General features: G+C 55.2%; 20 protein-coding genes. All 20 read right to left on the reverse strand.

Translation table 11 applies throughout. From position 1 onward, the window contains the following. Window positions 1–398: 398 nt before the first annotated feature. Window positions 399–6,872 (reverse strand): LPD38 domain-containing protein, encoded by a 6,474-nt coding sequence (locus Q1A48_RS01895; protein ID WP_299940408.1) that lies wholly within the window; start codon window positions 6,870–6,872, stop codon window positions 399–401. 84 nt (window positions 6,873–6,956) lie between these two features. Next, a complete protein-coding gene (locus Q1A48_RS01900; protein ID WP_299940411.1) occupies window positions 6,957–8,300 on the reverse strand; it encodes a hypothetical protein in 1,344 nt (447 codons plus the stop codon). Continuing rightward, window positions 8,287–8,553: a hypothetical protein gene (locus Q1A48_RS01905; protein ID WP_299940414.1), complete on the reverse strand. Its 267-nt coding sequence runs from the start codon at window positions 8,551–8,553 to the stop codon at window positions 8,287–8,289. Before Q1A48_RS01905 ends, Q1A48_RS01900 begins: the two co-directional genes overlap by 14 nt. Beyond that, window positions 8,553–9,020 (reverse strand): hypothetical protein, encoded by a 468-nt coding sequence (locus tag Q1A48_RS01910; protein ID WP_299940419.1) that lies wholly within the window; start codon window positions 9,018–9,020, stop codon window positions 8,553–8,555. The genes Q1A48_RS01905 and Q1A48_RS01910 overlap by 1 nt, the downstream gene beginning before the upstream one ends. Before the next feature lie 6 nt (window positions 9,021–9,026). Then, window positions 9,027–9,770 carry a hypothetical protein gene (locus Q1A48_RS01915; RefSeq protein ID WP_299940422.1) on the reverse strand — a complete coding sequence of 248 codons (744 nt, stop codon included), beginning with the start codon at window positions 9,768–9,770 and terminating at the stop codon, window positions 9,027–9,029. Further along, window positions 9,767–10,162: a hypothetical protein gene (locus Q1A48_RS01920; protein WP_299940424.1), complete on the reverse strand. Its 396-nt coding sequence runs from the start codon at window positions 10,160–10,162 to the stop codon at window positions 9,767–9,769. The genes Q1A48_RS01915 and Q1A48_RS01920 overlap by 4 nt, the downstream gene beginning before the upstream one ends. 148 nt (window positions 10,163–10,310) lie before the next feature. Continuing rightward, window positions 10,311–11,114 (reverse strand): SDR family oxidoreductase, encoded by an 804-nt coding sequence (locus Q1A48_RS01925; RefSeq protein WP_299940426.1) that lies wholly within the window; start codon window positions 11,112–11,114, stop codon window positions 10,311–10,313. 401 nt (window positions 11,115–11,515) lie between these two features. Then, the gene (locus Q1A48_RS01930) at window positions 11,516–11,917 is read right to left on the reverse strand and encodes a DUF4376 domain-containing protein (RefSeq protein WP_299940429.1); all 402 of its coding nucleotides are present in this window, start codon (window positions 11,915–11,917) and stop codon (window positions 11,516–11,518) included. Then, window positions 11,901–12,296: a hypothetical protein gene (locus tag Q1A48_RS01935; protein WP_299940431.1), complete on the reverse strand. Its 396-nt coding sequence runs from the start codon at window positions 12,294–12,296 to the stop codon at window positions 11,901–11,903. The genes Q1A48_RS01930 and Q1A48_RS01935 overlap by 17 nt, the downstream gene beginning before the upstream one ends. After that, window positions 12,293–14,578, reverse strand: a complete 2,286-nt coding sequence (locus Q1A48_RS01940) for a DUF1983 domain-containing protein (RefSeq protein WP_299940434.1) — start codon at window positions 14,576–14,578, stop codon at window positions 12,293–12,295. The genes Q1A48_RS01935 and Q1A48_RS01940 overlap by 4 nt, the downstream gene beginning before the upstream one ends. Further along, window positions 14,578–15,222: a hypothetical protein gene (locus Q1A48_RS01945; RefSeq protein WP_299940437.1), complete on the reverse strand. Its 645-nt coding sequence runs from the start codon at window positions 15,220–15,222 to the stop codon at window positions 14,578–14,580. The genes Q1A48_RS01940 and Q1A48_RS01945 overlap by 1 nt, the downstream gene beginning before the upstream one ends. Beyond that, entirely contained in the window at window positions 15,179–16,180 is a 1,002-nt protein-coding gene (locus tag Q1A48_RS01950) for a hypothetical protein (RefSeq protein ID WP_299940439.1), read from the reverse strand. Before Q1A48_RS01950 ends, Q1A48_RS01945 begins: the two co-directional genes overlap by 44 nt. 16 nt (window positions 16,181–16,196) lie before the next feature. Further along, on the reverse strand, window positions 16,197–16,895 hold the full coding sequence (locus Q1A48_RS01955; protein ID WP_299940442.1) for a hypothetical protein: 699 nt from the start codon (window positions 16,893–16,895) through the stop codon (window positions 16,197–16,199). Then, window positions 16,896–17,189, reverse strand: a complete 294-nt coding sequence (locus Q1A48_RS01960; protein WP_299940445.1) for a hypothetical protein — start codon at window positions 17,187–17,189, stop codon at window positions 16,896–16,898. Between the two features lie 84 nt (window positions 17,190–17,273). Further along, the gene (locus Q1A48_RS01965; protein WP_299940447.1) at window positions 17,274–17,816 is read right to left on the reverse strand and encodes a hypothetical protein; all 543 of its coding nucleotides are present in this window, start codon (window positions 17,814–17,816) and stop codon (window positions 17,274–17,276) included. Then, window positions 17,816–21,664: a pyocin knob domain-containing protein gene (locus Q1A48_RS01970; protein WP_299940449.1), complete on the reverse strand. Its 3,849-nt coding sequence runs from the start codon at window positions 21,662–21,664 to the stop codon at window positions 17,816–17,818. The genes Q1A48_RS01965 and Q1A48_RS01970 overlap by 1 nt, the downstream gene beginning before the upstream one ends. A gap of 3 nt (window positions 21,665–21,667) precedes the next feature. Further along, the gene (locus Q1A48_RS01975) at window positions 21,668–22,039 is read right to left on the reverse strand and encodes a hypothetical protein (RefSeq protein WP_299940451.1); all 372 of its coding nucleotides are present in this window, start codon (window positions 22,037–22,039) and stop codon (window positions 21,668–21,670) included. A 16-nt stretch (window positions 22,040–22,055) separates the two neighbouring features. After that, the gene (locus Q1A48_RS01980; RefSeq protein ID WP_299940453.1) at window positions 22,056–22,670 is read right to left on the reverse strand and encodes a hypothetical protein; all 615 of its coding nucleotides are present in this window, start codon (window positions 22,668–22,670) and stop codon (window positions 22,056–22,058) included. After that, window positions 22,670–23,317: a DUF6682 family protein gene (locus Q1A48_RS01985; RefSeq protein ID WP_299940455.1), complete on the reverse strand. Its 648-nt coding sequence runs from the start codon at window positions 23,315–23,317 to the stop codon at window positions 22,670–22,672. The genes Q1A48_RS01980 and Q1A48_RS01985 overlap by 1 nt, the downstream gene beginning before the upstream one ends. Then, a complete protein-coding gene (locus Q1A48_RS01990) occupies window positions 23,304–23,867 on the reverse strand; it encodes a hypothetical protein (protein ID WP_299940458.1) in 564 nt (187 codons plus the stop codon). Before Q1A48_RS01990 ends, Q1A48_RS01985 begins: the two co-directional genes overlap by 14 nt. Window positions 23,868–23,974: the final 107 nt, after the last annotated feature.

Consider the following 23,974-nt stretch of genomic DNA (forward strand, 5'->3'; position numbering starts at 1 on the left):
CGAAGCCGTGAAGTTTTATTGTGGGAAAAATCAATAGAATAGCTTCCGCTATTACTAGAATCAGGGCCATCAACTTCCGAAGTTGCGGTTTGGGAAATAACCAAAAATACAGCAAGAGAAAATATTCTGATCAACATCAATAAAGACACTCAGTGAGAGTAGAGCAATATGCCTGGGGATTTTTAGAATTAATAGATGCGCACAAAAAATAAACAGAAAATCACATTTTTCTAAGGAATTACTATTGAATTAATTTTTAATAGTATCACACAGGCACATATCGAATCAATTGCGCACCCTTGCAAAAATGAACAATTTTTAACCGAGCATTACTCACTCATCAACTTGCTCGGTTTTAACTTTGTCGCTGGTATTGTCAAGCCAACACCGTCGGTCCACTAAAAAACCGTCTCAGACCTATGCAAAGCTTTGGCAGCCACCGCATTGATTTTCTTCTGAATCACATCCAGTTTTAGCTGCTTTGCCTTGCGCGGAATATCCTCAGCCAAAATACGCTCGCGCCGCTTGCGTAATTCGCTCAGGTGTCGGCTAGCTTGGTTCAGTGAGCGACGCTGGGCCAGCTTGTCACTGTGCTCAGCAACGAACTCTGCTCTTTCCCGGCCTCGCAGTTCCTTCAGGCTGGCCGCCAGTTGATTCACTTCTTTCAAGCGTTCATAGAGATCGTTGGCATATTGGGTGCTGTAAGGTGGCTTAGCGCCGCGATAGAAGCTCTTCAAGACCGGAATGTCCGTGGCCAGGAACTCCCCCTGATTGGGCTTGCCCTGTGCCAGGGACACCAGCATATCAGAGACAGACAACGCATAGGCTCCCATGGTGCCCGTATAGCCCACCCAGAAGTGCTCCATCTGCTTTGGAGACCAGCCTACCACCTGGGCCAGGGACACCATGGTATCGCTGGTAAAGCTGTTGTAGCGGTCTTTGGGGAGCTTGCGCTGATCTCCCAGGGATTCGATAGGCTTGTCGAAGTGGAACGAGCGGTTAGCGTACAGCTCCACCGCGGGCAATAGTATCTGCGGAGTGATATTGAAGCCCAGGGTTTCCAGCAGCCCATGCTTCATACTCCACAGCAGTTTCTTGTCTGGCTGATTGTCCAGTATCCAGGTGTGCATCATGCGCTCAGGGATGGTGCCGGCAAGAATGCCGATTTCAAAGGGTTTCGGCACACGGAGATGGTGAGATCCGATAAAGATATGCCAGTAGGCATCTTTCTCCCAGTCCGGCAACGACTGGTAGCGCTCATCGTCATCATTCCACAGCGCCAGGGCGGACGATACCAAGGCGATCTTGGCCACTGCCATGCCCACCAGCGGGTCCATACGCCAGGTCCAGGGTTTGTGCAGCTCCCCTTTGAGTTCGCCAGCACGTATCAGTTTTGACAGGCCCTGCAGGCGGGCATTGAGGAAAGGTACCACATCGGTCAAAAGATTCATTGCCAGCCAATTGCCACGCAGCGAGTAGTCCATTAGATCCTTGGCCTCGAAGGCAGCCTGCGCCTTGGACTTGCCCGACTTCAACGCAGCCTTGTAAGTGGCCAGACGGTTGGTATTCTCAAGCTTATCTCCCTTTTCCCGATACCATTGCCACGCCTGCTGTACCTTGGACCAACCCGCTTCTCCCACATCAATCACGCTATCCATGTGATTGTCGATCTCAGTGCGGGAGAGCCCCTTTTTCTTCAGGGCACGGCGGATCATCTGCGCCCCTTCCTCCGGATCACCACCGTGTACATAACCGCCCTGGAAGGAGGCGTTGGTGGCTGACATCGCCCAAAACTCTTCATCTTCCTTAACAGCAGCCGTAATACCGGCCACTGTGTCTTTGCCGAATACAAACCCATCCTTGTTGATGGCCCAGGCATGGGCGGCATCGCGCACCAGGTTCCGCAGCATAAAATCCGGGCTGGCAGTCACACCGGTGGTCAATAGACGCTTGAACCAGCGGGCGGCACGAATCGGCATCCAGTTGATCCCGTTATCGGAGAGATGCACCAAACCCCGCAACAGTGCTGGATCATTAACCCGGTAATAGGTGTTTCTGCCATTGCTTTGCACCCGAATCACCTCCGGGTCTGTGGGTGCGGTAATGGCCCATAGTTTCTCGAAGCCACTGCTGTCCAGTTGGTTCAGTTCATGCAGCACTTCCAGTTCACCGGCCTCCGGCAGTCCCAGTTGGTCCGCCATCATTTCCAGATAGGCGCGATCGGCCTTGATACGTTTTACCACTTCGGACCTGGGCACAATCGCGGCGGTGTATTTCAAACTTTCGTCGCTGAGGTAATCGGTGTCCTTGAGGTTATCCACCGTTTTTAACAGCGCCTGATTTTTCATGGCGGCATCGGCCAGCTTCATCCAGTTGGTGAGGATGTTCTGCAGCAGGTTGTTGGTGGAGGTTTCACCGCCTTTCAGTGCTTTGATGCCGGCGCTCTGGTGACTGAGCCCACGCTTGGTACGCGGTGCCAGCAAACCATTACCGTCCAGTTCCTGGCGGTAGAAAGGGATATACCATTCGGAAGCCCACTTTCTGCGGGACTTGGGATCAATCAGCCCCGCCTCCTGGGCCAGGTCCAGCATGGCCCGGTTCAAAGCACTGTAAGCCCGTTTTGCCTCCAAAAACCTGGCTTCCCGTCCCCGGTTCAATACCAGCAGCTCGGCAATATCGCGCTTGGACAGGTTCTTCTCGCGGCCCTGCAGCATCAATTCCCTGGCGCGGTTGCCACCCATCCAGCCCAGCCAATCGTTCAGGTCCGGACCCAGCGCCTTGAAAATATCCAGCAGGCCCTGTGTGCCCTGCCGGTACTGCGTGACGCCCTCTTTCCATTCCAGGCCGCCCTTGTGCAGGATATGGAACATCGCATCAGCGATACCGGAAGCCAGGCGGGCACCCACATAACCGGAACCGGCAAAATCCCCGGCGGCTGTGCCCTTGCCCGCCGCCTCCTCTGCACGCTGAATACCCACCAGACCATCGAAAGTGCCCTCGTAGGTACGCGCCTTTGCATTGCTCCATGTCTGGCGGAAATTGGCGGTTTGAAAACGGTTGATCAGGTGGCGGATACCGCGGGCTTCGGATTTGCCCAGACCCAGGCGGGCCAGGGCTTCGTCGGTGGCAGGATCGGAAAGGGAGTATTGGAGTTCTACCAGTGGCCTTGGTAACTTTCCGCCAAGCTGAGCCAGAGCCAGTCCCCACGTCTCTTTATTTTGTTCTGCCATAAAGGCAGATGTGAGCACCGCCCTTTTAAGCGACGTGCTTCCAAATATTTGCCGACCCAGATTCTCGGGTTCCCGCCTCCTGAGTGAAGAAGGCGCCATAACCCTTCGTCGGTACCGTCCGACAGACTCCTCAGCCAGGTCGTTAAAGAAATCTCTAGGAACGGTGTCCCCTGCCCTTCCTCGGTACTCTGTTTTTCCAACTTTGCCAATAAAGCTTCGAGCGAACGTGAATTCACCTTTCTTAAAATCGAAGCGGACATGCTTAATCTCCGGCAGCAGGCTGGAAACATTATGATAGGACGCTTCCAGAAGTCGGCGCAAATTCTCCGTATCGGAATCTCCAAAGCGCAGCGGCTGCACCCATTCCATCCCGTCGTCAGGATGTTCCTGCCTTGGATGCGGGTGAACGTGCTTGGTGGAACCGAATTTCAAGGCGCTGGACAGCATATGCTCGGTACGCCGCAGCATGGCTGCATCACTCAGGCCCTCGGGATCGCCGATAAACACCTTGCCATTGTTATGGGCGTAGTTGGCTACAACAGCATAAATTCTCCAGCCACCGCTCAGGCCCGCATCGAGACGAGAGACATTGATCCACACTTCCCCGTCGCCGTTCTCCAATACCTCCACCGGCTTGTACAGGGTCTTTCCGTCCTTACCTTGCTTTTGCTGGGGCACCTTCAACAACCAGTGCCGCGTTACATCCTTGCCCCGTGCATTGTCATCTTCATGGACCTGATCCAACTGAATACCGGTATCCGTTTCACGCAGTATGTCAGCAAGGTCTTTGGCATCCGAAGGCGGTACCCGGAACAGGTCATCGTGGCCGGCCAGTAATTTCCATAGCGCTACCACATAGTCGTTGGCGCGGCGCTTTGTGGCATAACGAACGCCATGCTCCTTTCCTTTACCATCGGCACCGCGGCGCAAAGCCCGCTTGCTTCTGGCCAGGAGTTCCACAATATCCGCTTCGGTCCACCTGGAGTTAAAACCCATCTGGCGCAACCAGCGGCGCACTATGGCAATGATGTTCTTGAGCAAGGTGTTGTGCGGATCGTTCTCTGCCAGGTGCGCCACATATTCATCCGCCACCCTGCGCCTGGCCTCGGGGCCGCTCAGCCCCTTGAGTTGGCTGTGGTATTTGCTTTCCAACGTATCGCGCACTTCCACCGGCATGTCCCGATAGATTTCCGTCAACACCGGATCCAGACGCTTCTTCAGGGTCGCACGAATGCCCTTGTGCCCTACCACCTCATGCAAGTAAACACGGGCGGCATCGGCGGGATGGTTAAGATTCCCGGCCACGATATAGGCGCTGCCACTCTCCGCATGGTAGAGGCCGCGTACCTGCCCGCTCACGCCATCCGCCTCAATCTGCTGGCGCAGTGCCGCAGGCAGCCCGGATTCATCCGCCACCACTTTTGCATCAACGCCTACCGATTGCTTGATCCGGCTGAGTGCGGCCTTGGCCAGTTCCGGTTTAATGCCCTTGCCGGTACCCAGAGAATTAAGAACTGCCTTTTTCCCTGTGTTCTGAATTTTAACGGCCATAGGTGCTTTTGCTGTGGTGAGTGCTTTAGGAGCTGCCTCATCAAATGGCTTGGTGGTGTTTCCCTCTTTTAACCAAGTCTTGAACGTCGCCAGGTCCATGGCCGTCACCGGCCCCACTTTCCACCCCTTGTCATAGGCCCCCTTGTAGCCGGCAATGGCCTTGGCTTTATCGCTGAACCCCAGCAGCACTTTGTGCTCGTCAAAGCTGCCGTCCTTGTTCACCTGATCCACCACAAACACCCGCTGTGAATCCACATCCGGCCCCACGAAAACATCCACATGGTCGCCATCGGCACCCTCGGTTTTGCGGATATAGCCGTAATGATGGGGCAGCGTGTTTTCCCAGCGCTTGCCATCCGAGCTGGTACCAGAGCGCACGGAACCGCGGGGGTTTTCAATAGAAAGGTCCAGACCGTGTAGCTTAACCTTGCCCACCTTGTAGTTGCCCGCTGCTTTCTGGGCATCTGTTGGTTCCGGCAAATTGTTATGCGGGCTGGTAGCGGCTTCCCTGGCAGCGGTATCAATCTGCGCCTTTAAGTCTTGATTGGTCTGAGGTTTATCTGCATCTATTGGTGCAGACTCAGGGAGGACCATCTCTTCCAACTGGAAATTTGGTACTTCAACCTTTGCTGGGCTCTCTTCAACGGAAGGCTCTTTTGGGATTTCTTTTGAGGGGTTGCTCTGAATACGCTCCTGCAAAGCCTGGGACTTTTCATTGATCAGCGATGGTGACTCGTAAGGGATACCTTCGCTTTGCTGCTCTTTGGGTACCAACTCAAGGTCCGACTTATCTATCGTTTCTGGTGGTACAAAATCAATGCCCTGTTCTGCCGGTTTTTCTCGCGAGACTTCCAGCGACTGCAGTTCCTGCGCATAGGGTGTGTAATCAACCGTGCCCTCCGGTGGAGCACCCGCCTCTGGCATGCTGGTACTATCAAGGGGCAGTGCCACATCAAAATTGGGATTGATCCGTTGTCGCGCAGCTTCCAGGCTTTGCTCATACGACGCTTCCTGGTTCATCTTGAGGATTTCCGCTTCAATCTCGGATTTCAGATCTTCCGTATTCTGTGCCTTGCGGTGCTTTCTGGCTTTTACCTCCTCCTCGATTTTCTCTGGTGTGCGAGGCAATAAGCCCGTCGCCATGGCTGTCTGAGCGCCAACATTCACTACCGCACCAGTACCTCCACCTGCTACAGCGCCAGCCAGGCCACGATCAACACTCTCGACAGCCGACCAATCTTTATCAGTACCCAGCGTTTCACCAGCGTAATCGGATTGCTCCTGCACAAATTCAGTGCCGGCTTCTCTTTTTGCAGCCCCGACTACACGCTTGGCAGACTCTTTCAAACTACCAGCCCCACCGACATTAACAGCACCTTTGGCACCGATCCGCTCCAGAACTGCAGAGGCGACCGCAGGGACCAGAGCTTTCCCTAACTCCGTACCATCAACCTGGTTCTTGTCCCTGGTATTTTCTACGCGGGTTTCAGCGATCTCCTCTGTTCGCGATGCAACATAGGCAGGCAGCGTCGTGAGGGCCGCAGCCATGTCGGCAATGGAACTACCGGACTGCTCGACGATATAGCCCGCCAGGTTTTCAGCACTGACATCGCCTTTCAGCCTTTCCCATGTAAAAGTGGGTCGATAGTCCAGATCTATGTTATTGAGTAATTGGCCACCCTTGTTCAGCACAGAGTTAAGGTCTTTCTCGTAGGGCTTTTTGCCCCGCCACAGTTGCACTCCTTCATCACCCCAGGAGACACCAGCATTCGGGAGATTCAGATCCTCAGTAAGATATTTCTCACCGATAACGGCTACATTACCAATAAACTGCAACAGATTGCCGCTAACCTCTCCGGCCCGTTCACCGAAATTGCGCGATGCATTGTTTAACCAGCCGCGATCCACTTTCGGGCCTGTCACAGCCGCCCCAGGCTGGACCCGCCCCGGAGCAACACCTGAAGGATCTCGAATTGCAATAGAATTGTCCTGCTGTTGATCAAACTGGTCAAAGAAATTACCTTCGGTGGACTGCTGTTGCGAAGGTTGATCGGCAGGTGCAGGATCGAACTGGTCGAAGAAATTGGCCATTGCATTACATTCCAGTAGGCATACGAAAGACGCCCCCTGTCTTGGGACAGAGGCGATTACATTAAGCAGAAGGGATGGCGGTGTTTAGCCGCCGGAACGGGGAACTTCGGGGAGACTGGCAGTTTGGTTTATGTATTGCTCGTAGCCCTCTGGCACAAAGCCGTATTTTTTGTAAAACTGGGCCGCCAGATTTGGATTAGCTGACAAAGCTTCCAAAGCTGCCGATGGAACTTTACCCCTGGCCCCACCGGCATTCGAGCTTGTGCCGCCCTGATCCGCTACTTGCTTTACAACATCCCCCTCCGGCGAAGTAAAATTATTCAGATACTCCTGAACAAAATATTGCCGCGCACGCTCCCTGCTTCCGCCCCACGGCTTGAAGTCAGAGGTATCACTGGAGAACCACCCTGCAACATCATCGACCAGTTTGTCGGCATAGGCTTCGGCCTTGGACATCAATTCCGCTCTGCTGGGCGGCGCTTGAAGGGGAATCAATTGATTGTTTTTAGGGTCAACACGCACCAGCGTTTCGCTAGACCCGTCCTCACCCTTCACGGTCTTGATAATCGGCTTTTCAGGTCCGCTCGGCTTTCTGGGATCTTCCAGGTATTTAATGCGCGCAGAGAGTGATTGATATTCGTCGCTATCCGGCTTGACCCTTGCACGTGCTACCAGCAGCCTCTCCAGCTCGGTAGTGTTTTTAGTTGGTTTCGGGTCTTTTAGTTTTCCGCGGGAGTATAGCCAGGCGTCCACTGCTTTCGGATCTTTGAAATACTCACCGATCTTTGCGTAGGCCATGTTCCTCTGTAGAAAGCCATCCACCGGAAATTGGCGAATGGGATCATCCTCTGCAGTGGAACGGCTCTCCGTTACCGGACGCAATGTGCCATCCTTGTGACCCACCGCTGCTAACAGTGTCCCAGGCTTCTTGCCACGGGTAAGTCGGACCTCGCCGGTAAGTTCGCCGGCTATCTGGCTCTGTTCGGTAAGTTCAGGCACAATTTCAGCAGCTTGCTTTCCCACCTCTGACGATTCCAGTGGTATTTGACCACCCATCAGCCCTTCCAAAATAGGGCCAGCTTTGGTGAAAACAGTAAAGCGCGGATCGTTTTGCCAGTCGTAATTCGGATTTTTCTTCAGAGTCAACGCCAACTCGTCCGCCCTTTGATTAAAACGCTCCTCCAGCTTGGCTCGGTATTCGCTCTGCTGCTGCTTCCACTGCGTATCTCTCCTGACATCCGCCAGACCGCGCTGACTTCTGGTATAGGCAAGTTCTTCTTCTGCCACTGCATCGGCTTTCGCCTGACGCTCCCGCTGTATCCGGCGATCTTTCACGCCTTCCATAAAACTAAAGCCCTGCATAAAACCATTGGCCGCGTTGGCCGTACTTAATCCTGCCATAGTGATTTCCTCTTTAAAAAAGCTCACTTGCAGCTAGACCAGCCAGGGCACCAATCACCGCACCCCAAGGCCCGCCGACCGCAGTGCCCTTGGCTGCCATCATCCCGATACTTGCCCCAGCTCCCACGTTCGTACTCTTCTGCTGTTTCTCCGCCTGCTTCAACTGATCGTTGCGCAGTTCTCGCTCTTGCTCCTGTTGCGCCACTTTTTCCATGCCCTGCATGGCGTCCCGCTTGACACCACGGCCAACGCTGATTAATCCGTAGCTTCCACTCATCATTAACGCCCCTCGCTAATCGCTTCTCTCAGTCCGACGGCACCGGCTCCAGACATCACCTGTTGCTGGCGATCCTGTACATGCAGTCGGGTATTATTTCTTGCAGCCAGCTTCGCGGCGGTTCCACTGGCGGCATTGGAACGGCTTTCACTGGCCTGCTCGCGCGGACTCATCGACAACCCATAGCGGCTGCGATCCCGCTGCAAACTGTCCTTTGAAGTGGCGAAGCTCTGGTCCATCGCCGCACCTGCCCGGTCCACGGCCTCAGTGACTGCCTCGGGATTGGTGGCAAAGTCGATGGCCTTGTCCTCGTAAGGGGCAAAGCGGTTCAAATAGTCCTGCCACTCGGCGCGGTAAATTCTCGCCAGGGTGTTCTCGGCGCTACCGTCGAAATACACCCCGCCGCGACCATAGTTGGCACCTTGCCGCTGACCACGGGCCCCATTGATTGCACTGTCTAATGCACCCATGCTGAATTACCCCACTGCCTGGTCGTAATTAAGACCGATACTCGCGGTCTGGTTTTCTGGAAGCTCTGTGGTCAATCCATAGCCTGCGGGCTTTTTCTGGGCGTTATCAAGTCCGTAGCTGGTGGCTACACCGGCAACATTGCCCACCATTTGTTGTGTCATGGCAGACTCGTTAAATGCCTCAGCAGCGTCACTGCCCGCTTTATCTGCTGCAGCATCTGCCAAACCGCCAAGGCCCGCTGTCGCCGCGGCAGATTTTCCCTGCCCCATATTGACAATATTCTGCACCCCGGTGACATATTCATCTTTTTGGCTGTTGCCAGCCCTGGTCACCGTCTCCCCGGTGGATTGCCCTTCGGCAACCGCCATAGAGTTCGTGGCAGCTTTGAATTTCCCGCTATTGGGGTTGATGCCTGCAGAAGCCAGATTGCCCTGAAGATCCTCTTTCGCTTCACTGAATTTGGCCCTGCTGTGCTGGTTCGCCGAGCCCTCGGCAAAATCCATGGCGGCTTCACTGTCCTGTGCATCCACCCGGTCCATATAACCCTGCTCAAGACCAGAGTATTTCTGCTGATAGTGATTCCACTTCTGCGCCACCACATCGGCAAAGGCTTTTTCATCGGCAGTTTCCTTTACCTTGCCATCCCCCCCTTTGTGAAATACCCGGCGGAATCGGAAAGGCTGGAAAGTTTCAAACTCGCCGGTACCGGGCAATGCCGGTATCAGCGCGCTATCGCTAATATCAATCACAGTGGAATCCTCCAAATAGTAAAAGCACGTTCAGTTCGATGACGCTCAAAACCCAGACGCCGGGCAAACTGGTTGAGGACCGGCAGTACCGTCCAGAACTGGATACAAGATGCACCAATCTCCCGCGCCATTTGCTTCGCCTGTGGCAAATGAGTACGGATTGCACTGCCGTGCTGACTGTAGGCTACCCAGGCTTCCACAATGCGCTCATCGTTTTCGACTTTCGGACGCAGCACACAGAAGCTGTCGCCATCGGCAAACAGGAAGGCCCTCTCATTCGCGAGCGCGAGCGCAATTTGTGAAAACAACTGCGGCACACCACAGCGCTCGCCAATGGCCTCAATGGGTTTTTTAAAATGGATTAAGCGCCGGAAAGGTTGCAGGTGCAACATGGGTTTTATTATGTTGGCTTCGAGGAAATTAAGAAGTCCATTCCCTGATCATAAAACGGCCGCAATAGCCTACCACAAACAATATGCCTTTCAGCCTGCGTCTTTTTATCGACAATATCTGTCAGCACTCTGTCCCGATTGTTTTCACTTATAAAGCGGCGTGATCTTTTACTGCAACCGCTAGGGCATCTTTCAATTTGGCAAAATGCGCACCCAGCTGGGCTGGATCTGTCCGATTAAGGGCAATCATTTCCCGGCGCTGTTCGCCAGCCCGAATAACTGTGAAGGCATCATCCTTCATTCCGGTTATAATAGCCTCAGCGACCGTATCGGTTTTCTCCAAGGTAAACCCAAGGGCAGGACCCGCGTTGCTGGTCTTCATCAGGGGGGTATCCGTACCCCCTGGGTAAACCGTCATCACATGGACCCCTTCCCCTTTGAGTTCACGACGCAAACATTCTCCAAATTGAGCCAAACCTGCCTTCGCTGCAGCATAGACTGTGTAGAAAGGTATGCCCACTAAAGCTAGTGCAGAAGATATATTGACAACCATCGAGTCACCACCTGCTCTCAATGCGGGCAGAGCGACTTTTGTCAACAAAATGGGAGCCAATAAATTAACATCCAGCATCTTGATTATTTCAGATTCCTCTAAATCCTGAATTGACCCTGCCCGAATGCCACCTGCGTTGTTCACAAGCACATCCAGACCACCAAGAATCGAGATAGTTTGTTTAAGCGTCTCAGCCCTTCCTTCACTCGTAGCGATATCGGCACAAACGCCCGCCACTTCACCGAACTCGCTCAGCCCCGTAACTGCTTCATTCAGTACTCCTTGACGACGGCCACTAATGACCAATCGTGCCTGTCTTTCTAGCAGCCTTCGCCCAGTCGCGAAGCCAATACCGCTTGAACCTCCGGTGACTAAAATGCGCTTATCTTTAAATTTCATTCAATACCCTATTGAATCTATTGTGCAGGGAGTAGCCTGTACCGTCTCATTTTACCCATCATACTCATCAGTAAGTCCTTACGAACCAGAACCCAAGCATGCACGGCTTCGAAAACAACACTGACCAAATTGTGTCGATACGCAATATTTGAGCTCATGTACAAAGCAACACCGTTATACACGCCAAAACACAAGAGTTCCGATGGATGTGATTTCCAACTGTTTATGCCTGCATAAGTATAGATGCCGATAACAAGTTGTCTTAGCAATTGAAGCTGTACACCGAAAGTACATAAACCAGCCAGACATTGGTGCGAAAGTAAGATCGATGAAGTTTATCCCAAACAAGAGCCCTGCTTTTTATCTCGAAATACCAGGGAAGCACTTTTGCATCTTATCTATCAAACTACAGTCAAGAAAAAGGTTAAAGCGACGCATACGAAAGTGGCAAATTGGCTAAGCTGTCGCAATGTGACACCATCATGCTTGAACTGCTGCACGGTATCGTGGAGTACCGCACTGCGTCGGGCTTTTTCCGTCATAGCATTTTCGTAAAGTTTGCCCAGGTCGTCCTTCGTGAGCCATACCTGATGATTGTCGGCCGTCATCCAGGCAACATTCGCCGCACCAATCTGCTCCCAGTTATGTATGCGCAACTGTAAGCGGTGCAAACTGTCCTGATCCACATCCAACTGAAAGCCACCAACCAATAGAGGTGCCTCCTCTTGTGTGCGACGCCATGTATTGATCTGCTCCCGCGAGGCCGGCACATCCAGCGGGTCGTATTCAGGTAATCTCGGCATGAACCCACTCCGGTTGATAGGGAAATAGTTCAATGTAAATTCTGTAGAAGCCCGGCTCGGCAACCCGCCAAACTATGAATCCGTCGTTGACTACCCCCTGCCAGTTGCGCACCGTTACCATGGCACCAACCGGGATCTTTTCCACAACAATATCCCTGGCTACAGCATCGTAGCGCCAGGTAACCTCCATCAACGGTCGTTTGACGATGCTTCCGTCCTTTACATAGTCAGCATTGACATCCACATACACATCATCGGGGATAATCATCCAGTCCAGATACTCCGGAACCGACATCTCCAGTTCTTCCCGGGTTGTACCTGTCACGGTCCAGTGAATCTGCCCATTGGCTGGATCGAAGATAACCGCATAAAGCGTCATTTTTTGGCTCCCATAATCAATAAATTGCCATTGCGCATATACCCCCCTTTATGTTTCAGGTGCTTGGCGGTCACCCTTACCGTCACAATCGACGCACTGCTGCCGCCATAACTCATGGACACCGGCACCGACCAGTTCATATCCGAGCTCCCCCCCACATCCTGCCAGATCACATTGCTCTGCCGGTGCACACCATTGATAAACAGCTCCACTTCCACCGCCCCATCATCCCACTGGTAAAACTCTCCGGTGACAATGACATGGTAACCGCCGCCTTCGGGGTTGAAGCTGGCGCTTGCCAATACAGCCCTTGCGCCTGGATAGATTAGAGTTTGATTCGGTATCTTGACTGATTCCGCTATCGTGACCGCATTATTTTTTATATGCAGTGTGTCGATAATATTGACGGCATTGGCCTTTAACCGGTCCGCCTCAATATTTCCCCGGGCATAGATATTGTTAAAAATAGCTGATCCGTTTTTATGAATACGCCAGCCCTGTGTACCGCCGGAATTATCAAAACTGTCCGACTGGATCACGTCGCCAATATAGGCATTGGTGATACTACCGGTACCGATTCTTGCCAGCAGAAAGGCGGCGTTGATACCGGTGATCTTATCCACCGCAACATTGCCGATCTGCGCATCAGTAATGGTGGCGTTTTTAATCAAGGCCCCATCCATCACCACCTGGTTGTCATCGATGATAAAGGCCAGCTCGGTCGCCCCCGGGGCGCCGACGGAAAAACGGTCTACAGAGAAAATCATTTCACTGTGCTGGCTACCGTCGTATTCGTTTGGTGTCACCGACAGGCCATAACCAGCCACATAGCCGTTGCTGTCGATCTTGACCGTGTACTGTCCCTCAATACCATCCACGCTCTGCTGCAACACCTGCACCGCAGTGGCGTTATCACCGGATTCGGTTTGCACCTGGGTCAGTGCCGTGGCCTGGCTCTGCAGTTCACCATCGATAAAGCGCACGTCGATCTGCAACTGATCAATAGCTGCCGCACTGGCTGCCACGCCGTCATTGGGGTTTTCCACCGTGGCCTGCAAGGCGGCGATATCCTGACCCTGGGCCGCAATATCCTCGCCAATGCGGGTAATATCCAGTGCCTGGCTTGCCAGTGCGGAGGCATTGGCACCCACCCCGGTATTGGCATCGAATACGGTCAGTTCCAAACTGTCGAGACGCCCGGCCTGGGCCACCAGCCCCTCTTCATTGCTGGTGATACGCAGGTTATGGGCACTCACCGCATCGGCATTGGCCGCCACGCCATGGATAGGATCATTGACCGTCAGCTCCAGGGCATCGAGCCGCACCAGCTGCGCGTTGTCCGCACCGATCCGAGCCAACTGCTCGGCGGTTAAATTGGCCTCCACGTTCAGTACCAGTTGATCGCGGGCATCGTGCCAAAGGCCGTCGTCCTCCGTAAACACATAGGGGTGATTGTTGTCGTCGGTGTCGAACCAGCGGGAGCCCTCCACCAGTACCCCGCCGCTGGCATCTTCATGGGTGGGTTCGATCGGCTGATAAAAAATCTCCACATCGGTGGCCACCACCAGCCCGTCGATCTGCTGCTGCAGACTGTTCACCGCCTGCTGGCGGCGGCTGATTTCATTGCCGAGACTGTCCACCAGCCCGGTGGCGGGATTGTCGATTAAATCAATGCGATCCTGCAGCACTTGGTACAGCTGCGTCTCCCGGATCTGCCCCGACAGGCTCTCCAACACCAGCGCCGGGTCCGGTGCCGTGCGCCCGGCGGTACCCGCAGCGCCATTGTGTGGTCCCTCACTATGGGTGACAGAGGTATAGGCAATCCAGTAGTAATAGGTGACCTCGCGCTGTACACCCACATCCGCATAGAGAAAACTGGTGGACTGGCCGATGGCCACCGCGTTGGCGAGATTATCTTCCGTCGCCCGGTAAATGGTGGTGTAGGCATGGCCCTGATACTGACTGTTGGGATTGTCCCACTGCAAAAACACATGACTGAAGCCATTATCCATCGTAAAGCCGGTGGGCTTTGGTGGCACAATCGGATTGGGCGCCGGGTTGGTGGCAACCAGGTCTCTGCCCGGTACCGGAAAACGCGTGTTGTTGATCAGCTTCGCCAGCCCGGTATCAACCAGGCTGCGTATTGTTAGATAAGCGTCGAGCGGATCGCCCCGCACCCCCTCCCCTACCTCAATCACCTCAACCATTTTTTCCAGAAGCGGGCGGAGGGCACGGTCTACCTTGGGAGAAACATTCGGTAACCCGGAAGTGCGCCTGGCCATCAGCGGATCTCGCTCATGCTGCTGGCCAACTGGATATTCGATACCGGCGCATTGCTGCGCAGCTCGAACTGTACATGGCGGTAACGACGCGCACAGGGCAGTCTAAAAGCGCGGCCGTCCGCCACCGAGCAACTGTGCAGTAGCTGACCGTCGGCGTAAAAGTCGAATGTCAGGGGATAACTGTCCGCATCAATTTTGGCCGCGGTGAAGATAACCCCAAGGGGGCTCGGCCAGACCTTGCTGCGCCAGGTATAGGAGGACTCGGCCCCGGCACCCCAGCGGCTCACCACACCCGCCCGGCACAAATACAACTCGCCACTCACCTCATCCAAATAGGCCGCATCGGCGTACACCTCATAAAAGCGAAAACCCTCCTCTACAGAAAAGCTGAAGCTGCCCCGCTCGCTGCCGTTGTTGTAAAACGCCAGGTAGCGGTCCTCAAAGCGGTAGGCGTGAATACTGGCGGGATCGAATCGCGCTCTGAACTGCGCCGGCAATATCAGGGGTTCAGTGACCAGGCGCGCATCGGTGCCGCCAACGGCAACCAGCCCGTCCGGCGACGCATAGAGCACATACTCCCCCATATCCACCATGGAGCGTTTACTGGCGCAGGCGTGTATCTCGTCCAGGGGCACCAGGCTCATGGCTGCCGGCTCCGAGCCCGCCACCAGATAGGGTTTGCCCGTGGTACCGATCACCGCACCGGCAGAAGTCACTGCGGCTGCAACGAAGTCGTAGGCCATGGCCAGTTGGTAGCGGATCGGCCAGGCGTGGGGCTGGTAGGGTTCGCAAAACGCCAGGGTATTGCCGAAGGCCCCCAGCATAACTCCGTTGGGCAGCGCCGTAAGTCCGCGCATCGTCGGGTCCGGTGCAATCCAATCCCCACTGGGGCAGGTTTCCCCCCAGTTGTTCCGATTCCACACTGTCACTGAAATCGGTCTGGCCTGCGGGAATCTCGGCCACAAACTGGTAGCCCCCGGTCGATTGAGCACGGTAAATACGCTTGCTGTGCACGATAAAATTGCCGCTGGCGACCGGGATTGCCGTGACTTCCACCGCAGCGCCATCCCAGCGTTGCACAATGCGCGAGGGCGCAGTGGGCGGTCCTTCCTCACCGCGACTGGACACAAAGGTGACAATATAGGCGGTGTCGATCACTTGCCCGCCCTCCGGCGGTTCGCCATCGGGGCCACTGACATCGGGAGGGCCGGAGGGTGCCGGCAGGCCCAGGTCGTGGGCTGCAGACGGATAAGGGCCATCGCCACCGGTCGCCAGGGTGGCATCGGTAATTTTTGGCACCCCATCGCCGGTGTAATAGGTGCGCAGCGAAGTATCCCCGGCAATCTGCCCGCGCACCACATCCATATCGCCGACAAATTCCAACCAGAATCCCTGGCCCTCGTTGCCCTCGCGATTGAACAGGGACAGGGTCTGCGTGGCCGCACCCAGAGTCTGCCCCGTTTCCGCCGGTGCAGTGGCTGGCGCTATCTGCCCCCGACGCAGCTCCACATTCAATGCGCGGGTAGCAAAGCGATCCCCCAACAACTTGGGATCAATCCGGGGCATCTCCCCAGCAAAGTTATAACTGCTGATCTTGGCCATTATTTCCCTGCCCTTTTCAATCGAAGCCCCATAACGCTTCCTGCTCGCGTAAAGCCTGCTGCAATCCCTCGCCCAGCTCTTCCGGGGTCATAGCACTGGCAGTATTGTCAGCCAGCATCCACTGTATCGACTGAGTGCTGCGAGTCTGCTGGAATGTCCCCAGCAGGCCATTAACCAGTTGCGGCACGGTCAGGTCTGCATTGCCCTGCTGCGCTTCCAGGTAGTCGACCAGGCCATTCATCAACTGCTGCTGAGCCACGGCCACCACCCGCGCCATGCGGGTCTGGGAAGTCTCATCACCATCCAGCCGTTTGCCGTTGACCTCCGCCTGCACAGTGCGGAGTTTCTGCGCCCGTTCGGCTTTGAAAATCCGGCGATGAAAATTCGCAATCACCTGCTCCGCCTGTGTTTGACGCACTGCTGGATCATCTTCCGGCAACGCCACAACCTCACCGCGGTAAAATGCCAGCCAAGGGTGCTCCGCCTCCAAAACCGTTTTATCCGCCGCCTGTGCCCACTGATGCACAATGTCCATATGGGGCGGATACTGCACATAGTTGGCAATCACCTCCTGCACCAATGGACTGTGCTCATCCAGTGCTCTACTCCGCGCCACGTCGAGCACGCGGTTCAAATCGCGCAGATCAGAAACAACAACGGCCTGCACTTGCAGGCCGTTCTGGGCATCGTAACGGTATAAAAAAGCATCGCGCATCTACGTCACCGGCTCCAGCTTCTGCAATACATCCGCCGCCTGTGTCGCCAGGTTCTGATTGGCCTGGATCATACCCGCATACATTTTCACCGGGTCGGGATTAAACCCGGAACCCGTCTGCACAATGGCTCCCAGCAGCTGGCGCAGCTGCTGCAGCTGCTCACCGGTAATCACATAGCCAGCAGAGGGATCGGCTTGCGATAACGGTTGCGATGATGGTTGAGGACTTTCCACTACCTGTGACTGCTCCACTTTGGTCACGGATTGATGGGCGGATCTTTTGTTTTTTGCCATAATGCAAACTCCAAGGGGTTGAAAAAACGATATTAAAAAAGGGGGTTATCGAGACTCGATTGCAGAAATACCTTGGCCCCAGCACTAAATTTCTTCGCCTGCTTCCACCAGCAGGGTATACACCGCACTGTCCAATATCGCTCCACCGCCGTAGGGGCGTAACTCGGCTCGAACAGTGGCCCTGCGGTAGCCCAATCCAACCGACAGGGTGATAGATCGGCTCTGGCTCAGGCGCAACCAGGTGTTTGTGCCACTGCCGGAAACCCCGCTGCCGGTCAAAAGGGTAAAACGGATCTGGTAGTTGTTGCCCACGCTGCTTGATGACGGTATTACCCAAGCGCCAATATCCGTATATTTGGGGATCACATGTGCCCCGTATCTGGCAATACGACCATTTTGGTAGAAGTAGACACCCGCCGTGGCCCCTTTCCGGTGTGTAGCATCAGTGGCAAAACTATCCGTCAGGCCGTAAAGAATATTGGACTTGCCGATAAAATCGCTGCCTTTGAGTGGCAGTGAACTGGGTAAGCCGTTTTTCCCCAGAAAATCCGAACCCTTGGCCCCGGCCTTGGGGATGTTATATTCGGCACAGACTTCACTGCCGGTCGGTGTAGTGGAAATTGCCATCAGGTGGTCTCCAGTTTTTGTTGCAGTTCGGCAACCGCGCGCTCCAGCTGCTGTATACGCGCCACATCATTTAGGCGCGCACTCAGCTGATACATTTGCAGGGCGCGGTAGCGCAGGCTGTACAGGCCGTCGTGCTTGCTGGCGATACTGCGCAGGCCTGCACGCCTGGCTGACTGTGCCCCCACGCCCAGTTGGTTGCGTTGTTGAATATCGGTGCGGTCGTAGAAGTGTGCAGCGCCCAGTTTTTGCAGCGCCCTGGCAGCGTCTTTTGGCTTCAATTTCCGCCAGTTGATTTTCACGGTTTCGTCGGAGGTAATTTCCCAGTCCGTGGTAAATTTGTGGGTGCCATTGGTTTTGGCACCATAACTCTGGGTAGTCAGCTTTTCACTGCCGCCATAAAAGAGGCGCACATAGTGAGCGGAGCCGGTACCATCTACATAGATACACGCCTCGTTATTGCCGCTGCTATCCTCAGCCTGAAAATAAATACGGCCACCGTGCTTCAGGTTTCTAACATACAGATCGCCGGTATAGTTATTAAAGTGGGTATTGGAGCCACTGTGATACAAGCGTGCATCACTCTGGCTGCCCAGATTAAGTGATTTATTATCTGGCAACAGGGCATAAGAACCGGTGACCTGCATGGCCATTGTATTGTTCGCCCACAGCTCGACTATTCCACTGCCGTTTTGGCGAATGCCGGTGTCGTTATCCCCAAGCGCAATGCCCTTGCCATTGGCCAGGTTGCCCCCCGGAGCGACACCAATGCCCAGTGAACCTGCAACAGAGGCGTTTTGACTGCCGGAGTGCAGCACTTTTCTCCACGGTGACCAGTTGCCACTGTAATAACCCCGAAAATAGAAGTCCGGCGCACCGGAGTTCAAAAAATTGTAGGTGTAATACTGCTGGGTGACACCGGCAGAAGCCTGAACCACCAGGGAACCTGCTCGCGCGGCTGGGTAGTTGGTACCGTTGGTCGCATCAGCATTGGCTGCCTGAAAATAGAAGCCGGGCGTCTGGTAACTGTTCAGGTCCACCACGCCCAGCTCTGGCGCGGAGGCCGGGGTAACACCCGATGTATTGCCATCATGCCAAACCTGATGACCGCCCTGCGTCAAGGGGCCACCGCTATTCAATGCTGGCACATCGACTTTGGCGGTGCCGGACCCCGAGTTGCGCCTGAATCTTAGCGAACCGTCTGTGGCGGGGCTGAGGCTCCAGTTCTGACTGCCTCGCACTATCCTGATATGCCGGTCGTAAGTATCGGAATTAAAAGTGGTCAGTCCTCCAATCGACTGACCGCCACCGCTGTGTAGAAGATCGTGGTAGGCGCCACCATACTTGGCTCTCAGGTTCGTAAGGTTTGCTCCATTGTAACCAGTGAAGTAGATGCTGCCTTCTGACTGCAAATACATATCGCCACCGGAAACAACCAATCTGTGATTGTTACCGGGATCGGTTTGATCTGTTTCGACCAGCTCCAGGGCAGGTGATACACCGGAAGCAGTAAGATTCCCGGCTTCCAGGCTACCGTTAATCTTCTGCCCACCCTTGCTGGTAATAATCTGATGCCAGTTGCCCCAGGTGCCGCTCTGGACACCGCGCAGATACCAAGTCGGTTCCCGGCTGTTGTTGGACACCAGGGTCCAGCCGTAGTGGTTGCTATTTTCATGGCTGGCGTGAATGCCCCAGTACCAGCCGGTAGCATTGCCACCGGGGTCATTGGGCTGTGCATCGCCGTTATAGAAACCACTTTTTATCACATCGTTCCAGCCGTTTTCACCGAGTTCGGCAACCCCCAAAGTGCCCTGACCATTCTTGCCGTACAGATAGTGCGACGCAGGACGATGATTCAATTTGGCAGCATTCGCCGCGGTAGCAGAGATACCCAGATACTTATCTGACAGTACGGTATTACCCTCACTGATCGTACTGGCACTCAGGCCGCGATTAAATTGAGAGACACCATGACGGCTGAGCTGGACAACCGTTTCGTCATAGTCGTCCAGGCGGATACCGGACGGATTATCATTGCCACTGCCGCGAAAGCGCAGATAGTCATCCTTGAAACCGACACTGAATGACCCACTGACAGGGTGGTGGAATTCGATATGCTCAACGTTGGTACGCGGAAAACTGATTTTATCCAAGGTGGTTGTGCCGGAGACTGCCTGCCCACCACCGGTATGCAGAATTTCATTGGTGCCCAGAAAACCCCTGCGATCAGGAAGAACCCGAAACAGGTTTGACCAACCACCACTGCCGGAATTGTGCTGGCGTACCTGAAAGCCATTCATGGCCTGATCCACATCGACATAAATTGTCGCGGCCAGTTTGCCGGAACCGTCATCCTGCACACGGAAATCAGCGGTGTGGTAACCGCTACCCTGACCGCCAATACCGACACTGCCATGGTGGGAAGAAAATCCAAGGTGGCTGGCCACTTCCTGCCCGCCGCCGGTCGTCAGCAAAGCGCGGGTTTCACTACCGTTGTACCATTGCGGTACGCTGTTCCCAAAAAGGCGGACGGGAAACGCACTTTCTCCAACTTGGACATACCCCTCCGATCGTGCGCGAATCAGATAGCGATGACTGCCGCCGGCATCTTTCCCTAGGATTCCCAAACCATTATCCAGGGCAATACTTTGTGCCCCGGCAAAATCGCCATAATCCAACACCACCGCACCGATATGGCCGTTGACGCTGGCCACATTGCCCGAGCCCGGCGTGACAAACCACTGCGCATCCGGTACCGAGTAGGTGATAAAGTCGTTGACGTAGACGTTTTTGCCGTCCACAACGCCGTCACTGACAATCACATAGCGCGCGGAGTTGGCCGGCGTCGGTGGTGTACCCTTGGCAGCGGCATCCCAGGAGCCCAGGAACTCCACCTGCCCCGAAGCCGTGGCAGCGGACTCGGCGGCCTTGGCTGCCCAGTGGGCGCTGGAGTATTGGGTTTCTCCGGGCAGCAACTGGTCTTCAGGATGGTTGGCCCACTGAAACGCTTTTTGCTGCGCCGCAGTCGCACCCGCCTTTGCTGTCTGTGCGGTTGTTGCACTGCTGGCCGCAGCGGTAGCACTATCGGCGGCATTGCCCTGGGCTGTCTCGGCACCGGTGCGCGCGTTTATGGCCGCATCCCGCGCTATTGCCGCATCGGTTTTTGCACTGGTGGCCAAACCGGCTTGGGTCGTGGCAGTCTCGGCACTGTTACCGGCATTGGCAGCACTGCTTGCCGCCTGACTAGCACTAATGTCGGCGTTATTTTCACTATCTACAGCTGCTGTTGAAGAGTTACCCGCCAGCGTGGCGCTATCTTCAGCATTCAGCGCCTGCTCCGCCGCCATATCAGCGGAAATCTGTGCAGAGCCGGCCCAACTTTGCGCGGACGCGGCACTATCGGCAGCGGCCTGTTTGCTGGACTCGGCAAAGCTCGCGCTATCGCCGGCACTCACCGCACTGCTTTCGGCGGCGATACGGTGGTCATTGGCCTGTACCGCACTCCTGGTCGCACCGGTAGCGCTGGAGGCCGCGTTCTCCTCGCTAACGCCGGCATATTCTTCACTGTTGGCTGCACCGGCTTCACTCAGTGCCGCCGCCAAAGCACTGGCAGAGGCGCTGCGCTCCGCTTCCACCACCTGCGCCGCCAGTCTCGCCACCACACCCACATCGCCGGTGACTTCAACCGTGATCGGCTGCCCTATAGCATCGAGCGTCACCTCCAGGGCCTGGCTCGCCACCTGTTGAGCTTCGACAGTTTCAGTAACCGACTGCACCTGAACCGACTCGGACGCGAGCACGGAAATGGTGTTGGTGGCACTCTCTTCAATAAAGGTAATGGTATTGGCCATGGTTCAGCGGCTTCGGGTAATCTGCTGCAGGAAACGGATGCGGCCGTACACGATGGTCCGCACTTCCGGCTCATCGCCGAGAATCGGTGTGGCCATCTGCACGTCGTAGTTGTAACTGGTGGCCTTGAGGTTTTCCGTCTGCGCCGCAGACAAACCAACGGCCACTTCCCCGTTTTGGCTGTTGGCATCGGCGGGCGCTGTCAAAATGACTTGGGCATCTGCCCGGTCATCCGGTACCTGCGGATTCAATTTGACAGTGAACCAGAAGGTGCGACCGGAAATATCAATACGGCTGCCATTCTCATCCTTAAACACCAGCGGCAGGCTCAGGCTGTCCCCGATCATTGCATCGGTGAGGTTCTTTTTACTGGCCATAGGCGCCTCAGAAAAATCAGAAGAAATTGCGGGGCTTGGGCTGGTAACGTCTTGGGGTGGTAGAAAATCCACGCCCGGCCTTGCGGGCCGCCTGATCCCGATCCTGCCTGTAGAGCCCCTGGGCCATGGGTACCGCGTGTGGCGCGGACCAGGGTTTGTTGGGCATGGCGTAGAGTTTGGCCAACGTGCCCTGCTCAATGGCTTCGCGGTAATCTGATAACAGCGTGCGGGAAACCTGTGTAGCATTGGCTCCCGGCTTGACTGCGGCCGTCACCTGCAAAAACTGTTCGCCAACCTCCGCGTATACCTCAAGCACACCCGGCTGGGATTGCCACCACCACTGTTCACCGGAGCGTGGCGCAGAGCGTAAAGTCAGCGGTGACCCTTGCGCATCCTTTACCGTCAGCACTTTGACAATATTGGTATCACCGGGGCCTTCGAGGGAATAACTGCTGATCCCGTCAATGGTAAATACATCGGCCAGCCGCTCGCGCCAATAGCAGGAATGCTCGCAAAAATCCTGCAGGGTCAGCAGCAACTGGTGTTGTATCAACGGCTCCGGTGCGTCCGGTACATTGATCACGATACCCGGCAGGAAGGTATCGATACTGACCAGCTCGTGTTCCAGCATCAGCTTTTATGCTCCGGTTGCCGGGGCGAAACCCGCGCCTCGTTCTGCACTTTTACCCCGAGGAAATTAAAGAAGTTGGCGTAATGCTTGCGGCTGCGGGACTCGTTCACGCTGCCCTCGGTGTCCTCACTGAACAACCGGTACAGCGCGTACTCAGTCAATGCCGGACAGTATTCATCGCCGACCGTCAGGCTGGCATCGGCCAGGTCGTCGTAGGCAAGGGGGCGCTTTGCCAAAGTCGCCACCACCGTGCCGGCGATAACCGGCGGGGATAACTCAAAAACCCTGGGGTTGCGCTCGTCATAGGTGTACTGGCGGGCCTCCGCCACCGTATCGGCACTGCGCCAATCCGGCGTCATCAGGTCCAGATGCTCCCGCGCCACCAGGCGGATACTGCGCCCCGGTATCGTCATGGAACCGTTGTGCTTAATATCCAGTACCCGCAAATAGTCCAGCGGAATTTCCTGGCGGGCACCGTCCACCGTGGGTACTTCCACATCCTGCGCGGTGGCCTCCGGCTTGTAGGCGACAATTCCCAGCTCCGCATCATAGAGCGCATGACCAATGGTGGCATCGCTGTACGCGATGGCGCCGGCATCGCGGAGCATACCGCGCACCTTGCCAATCAGATCGCTAACGCTCGCCATCGATCTGTTTCCACGCTTCCGCCACATCCTTAGCCGTAATGGACATATCGCCAGACAATTCCCGCACCTTGGCAACCAATGGCTTATTCGTGTGCTGGGAGAAATGCACCTCGTCCTTCGGCATGGTGCGAATCACGGCAACCAGATCCACTGCCCCGTTGGGTGCAGCAGCCTTTACTGGCTCGGGACCATTATCGTCTTGGTCACCACTCTCCGTCTTAACTGGTACACTCGTCAGGGTTGGCTGCCCCACTTCACGGCGCTCATGGGGCGGGGGATCACTCTCTTCATCATGTACAGAGGCTTCGGCCTGCAGCGGCGGCTTTGCGGCTGAGGCAATACCGGTTGCCGGGCCATAACCACAGGCAGCCGCTTCTTGTTCACCAGCGATACGCCATACCTGTTTATGCCGCAGCAACAACACAGCCTTGTTGCGCGGGAAAGGTTGCACATCGCCATTACCGGTCCAAAGTGTTCCGGTACAGCAAACGGTATCTTTTTTTACCGGCTTGTTGCCGATGTACTGGATCAACACAGTGGGTTCAGTCATTAAAAATCTCCTAAATAGAAAAAGCCCGCATTAAGCGGGCTTATGGTCTTACTCTGAAAAAACTATCGGTTGACTACTGCCAACCAGCTCAGTACAGGAAGGAAAAA

It is taken from the genome of uncultured Microbulbifer sp., assembly GCF_947489355.1.
Taxonomy (GTDB): domain Bacteria; phylum Pseudomonadota; class Gammaproteobacteria; order Pseudomonadales; family Cellvibrionaceae; genus Microbulbifer.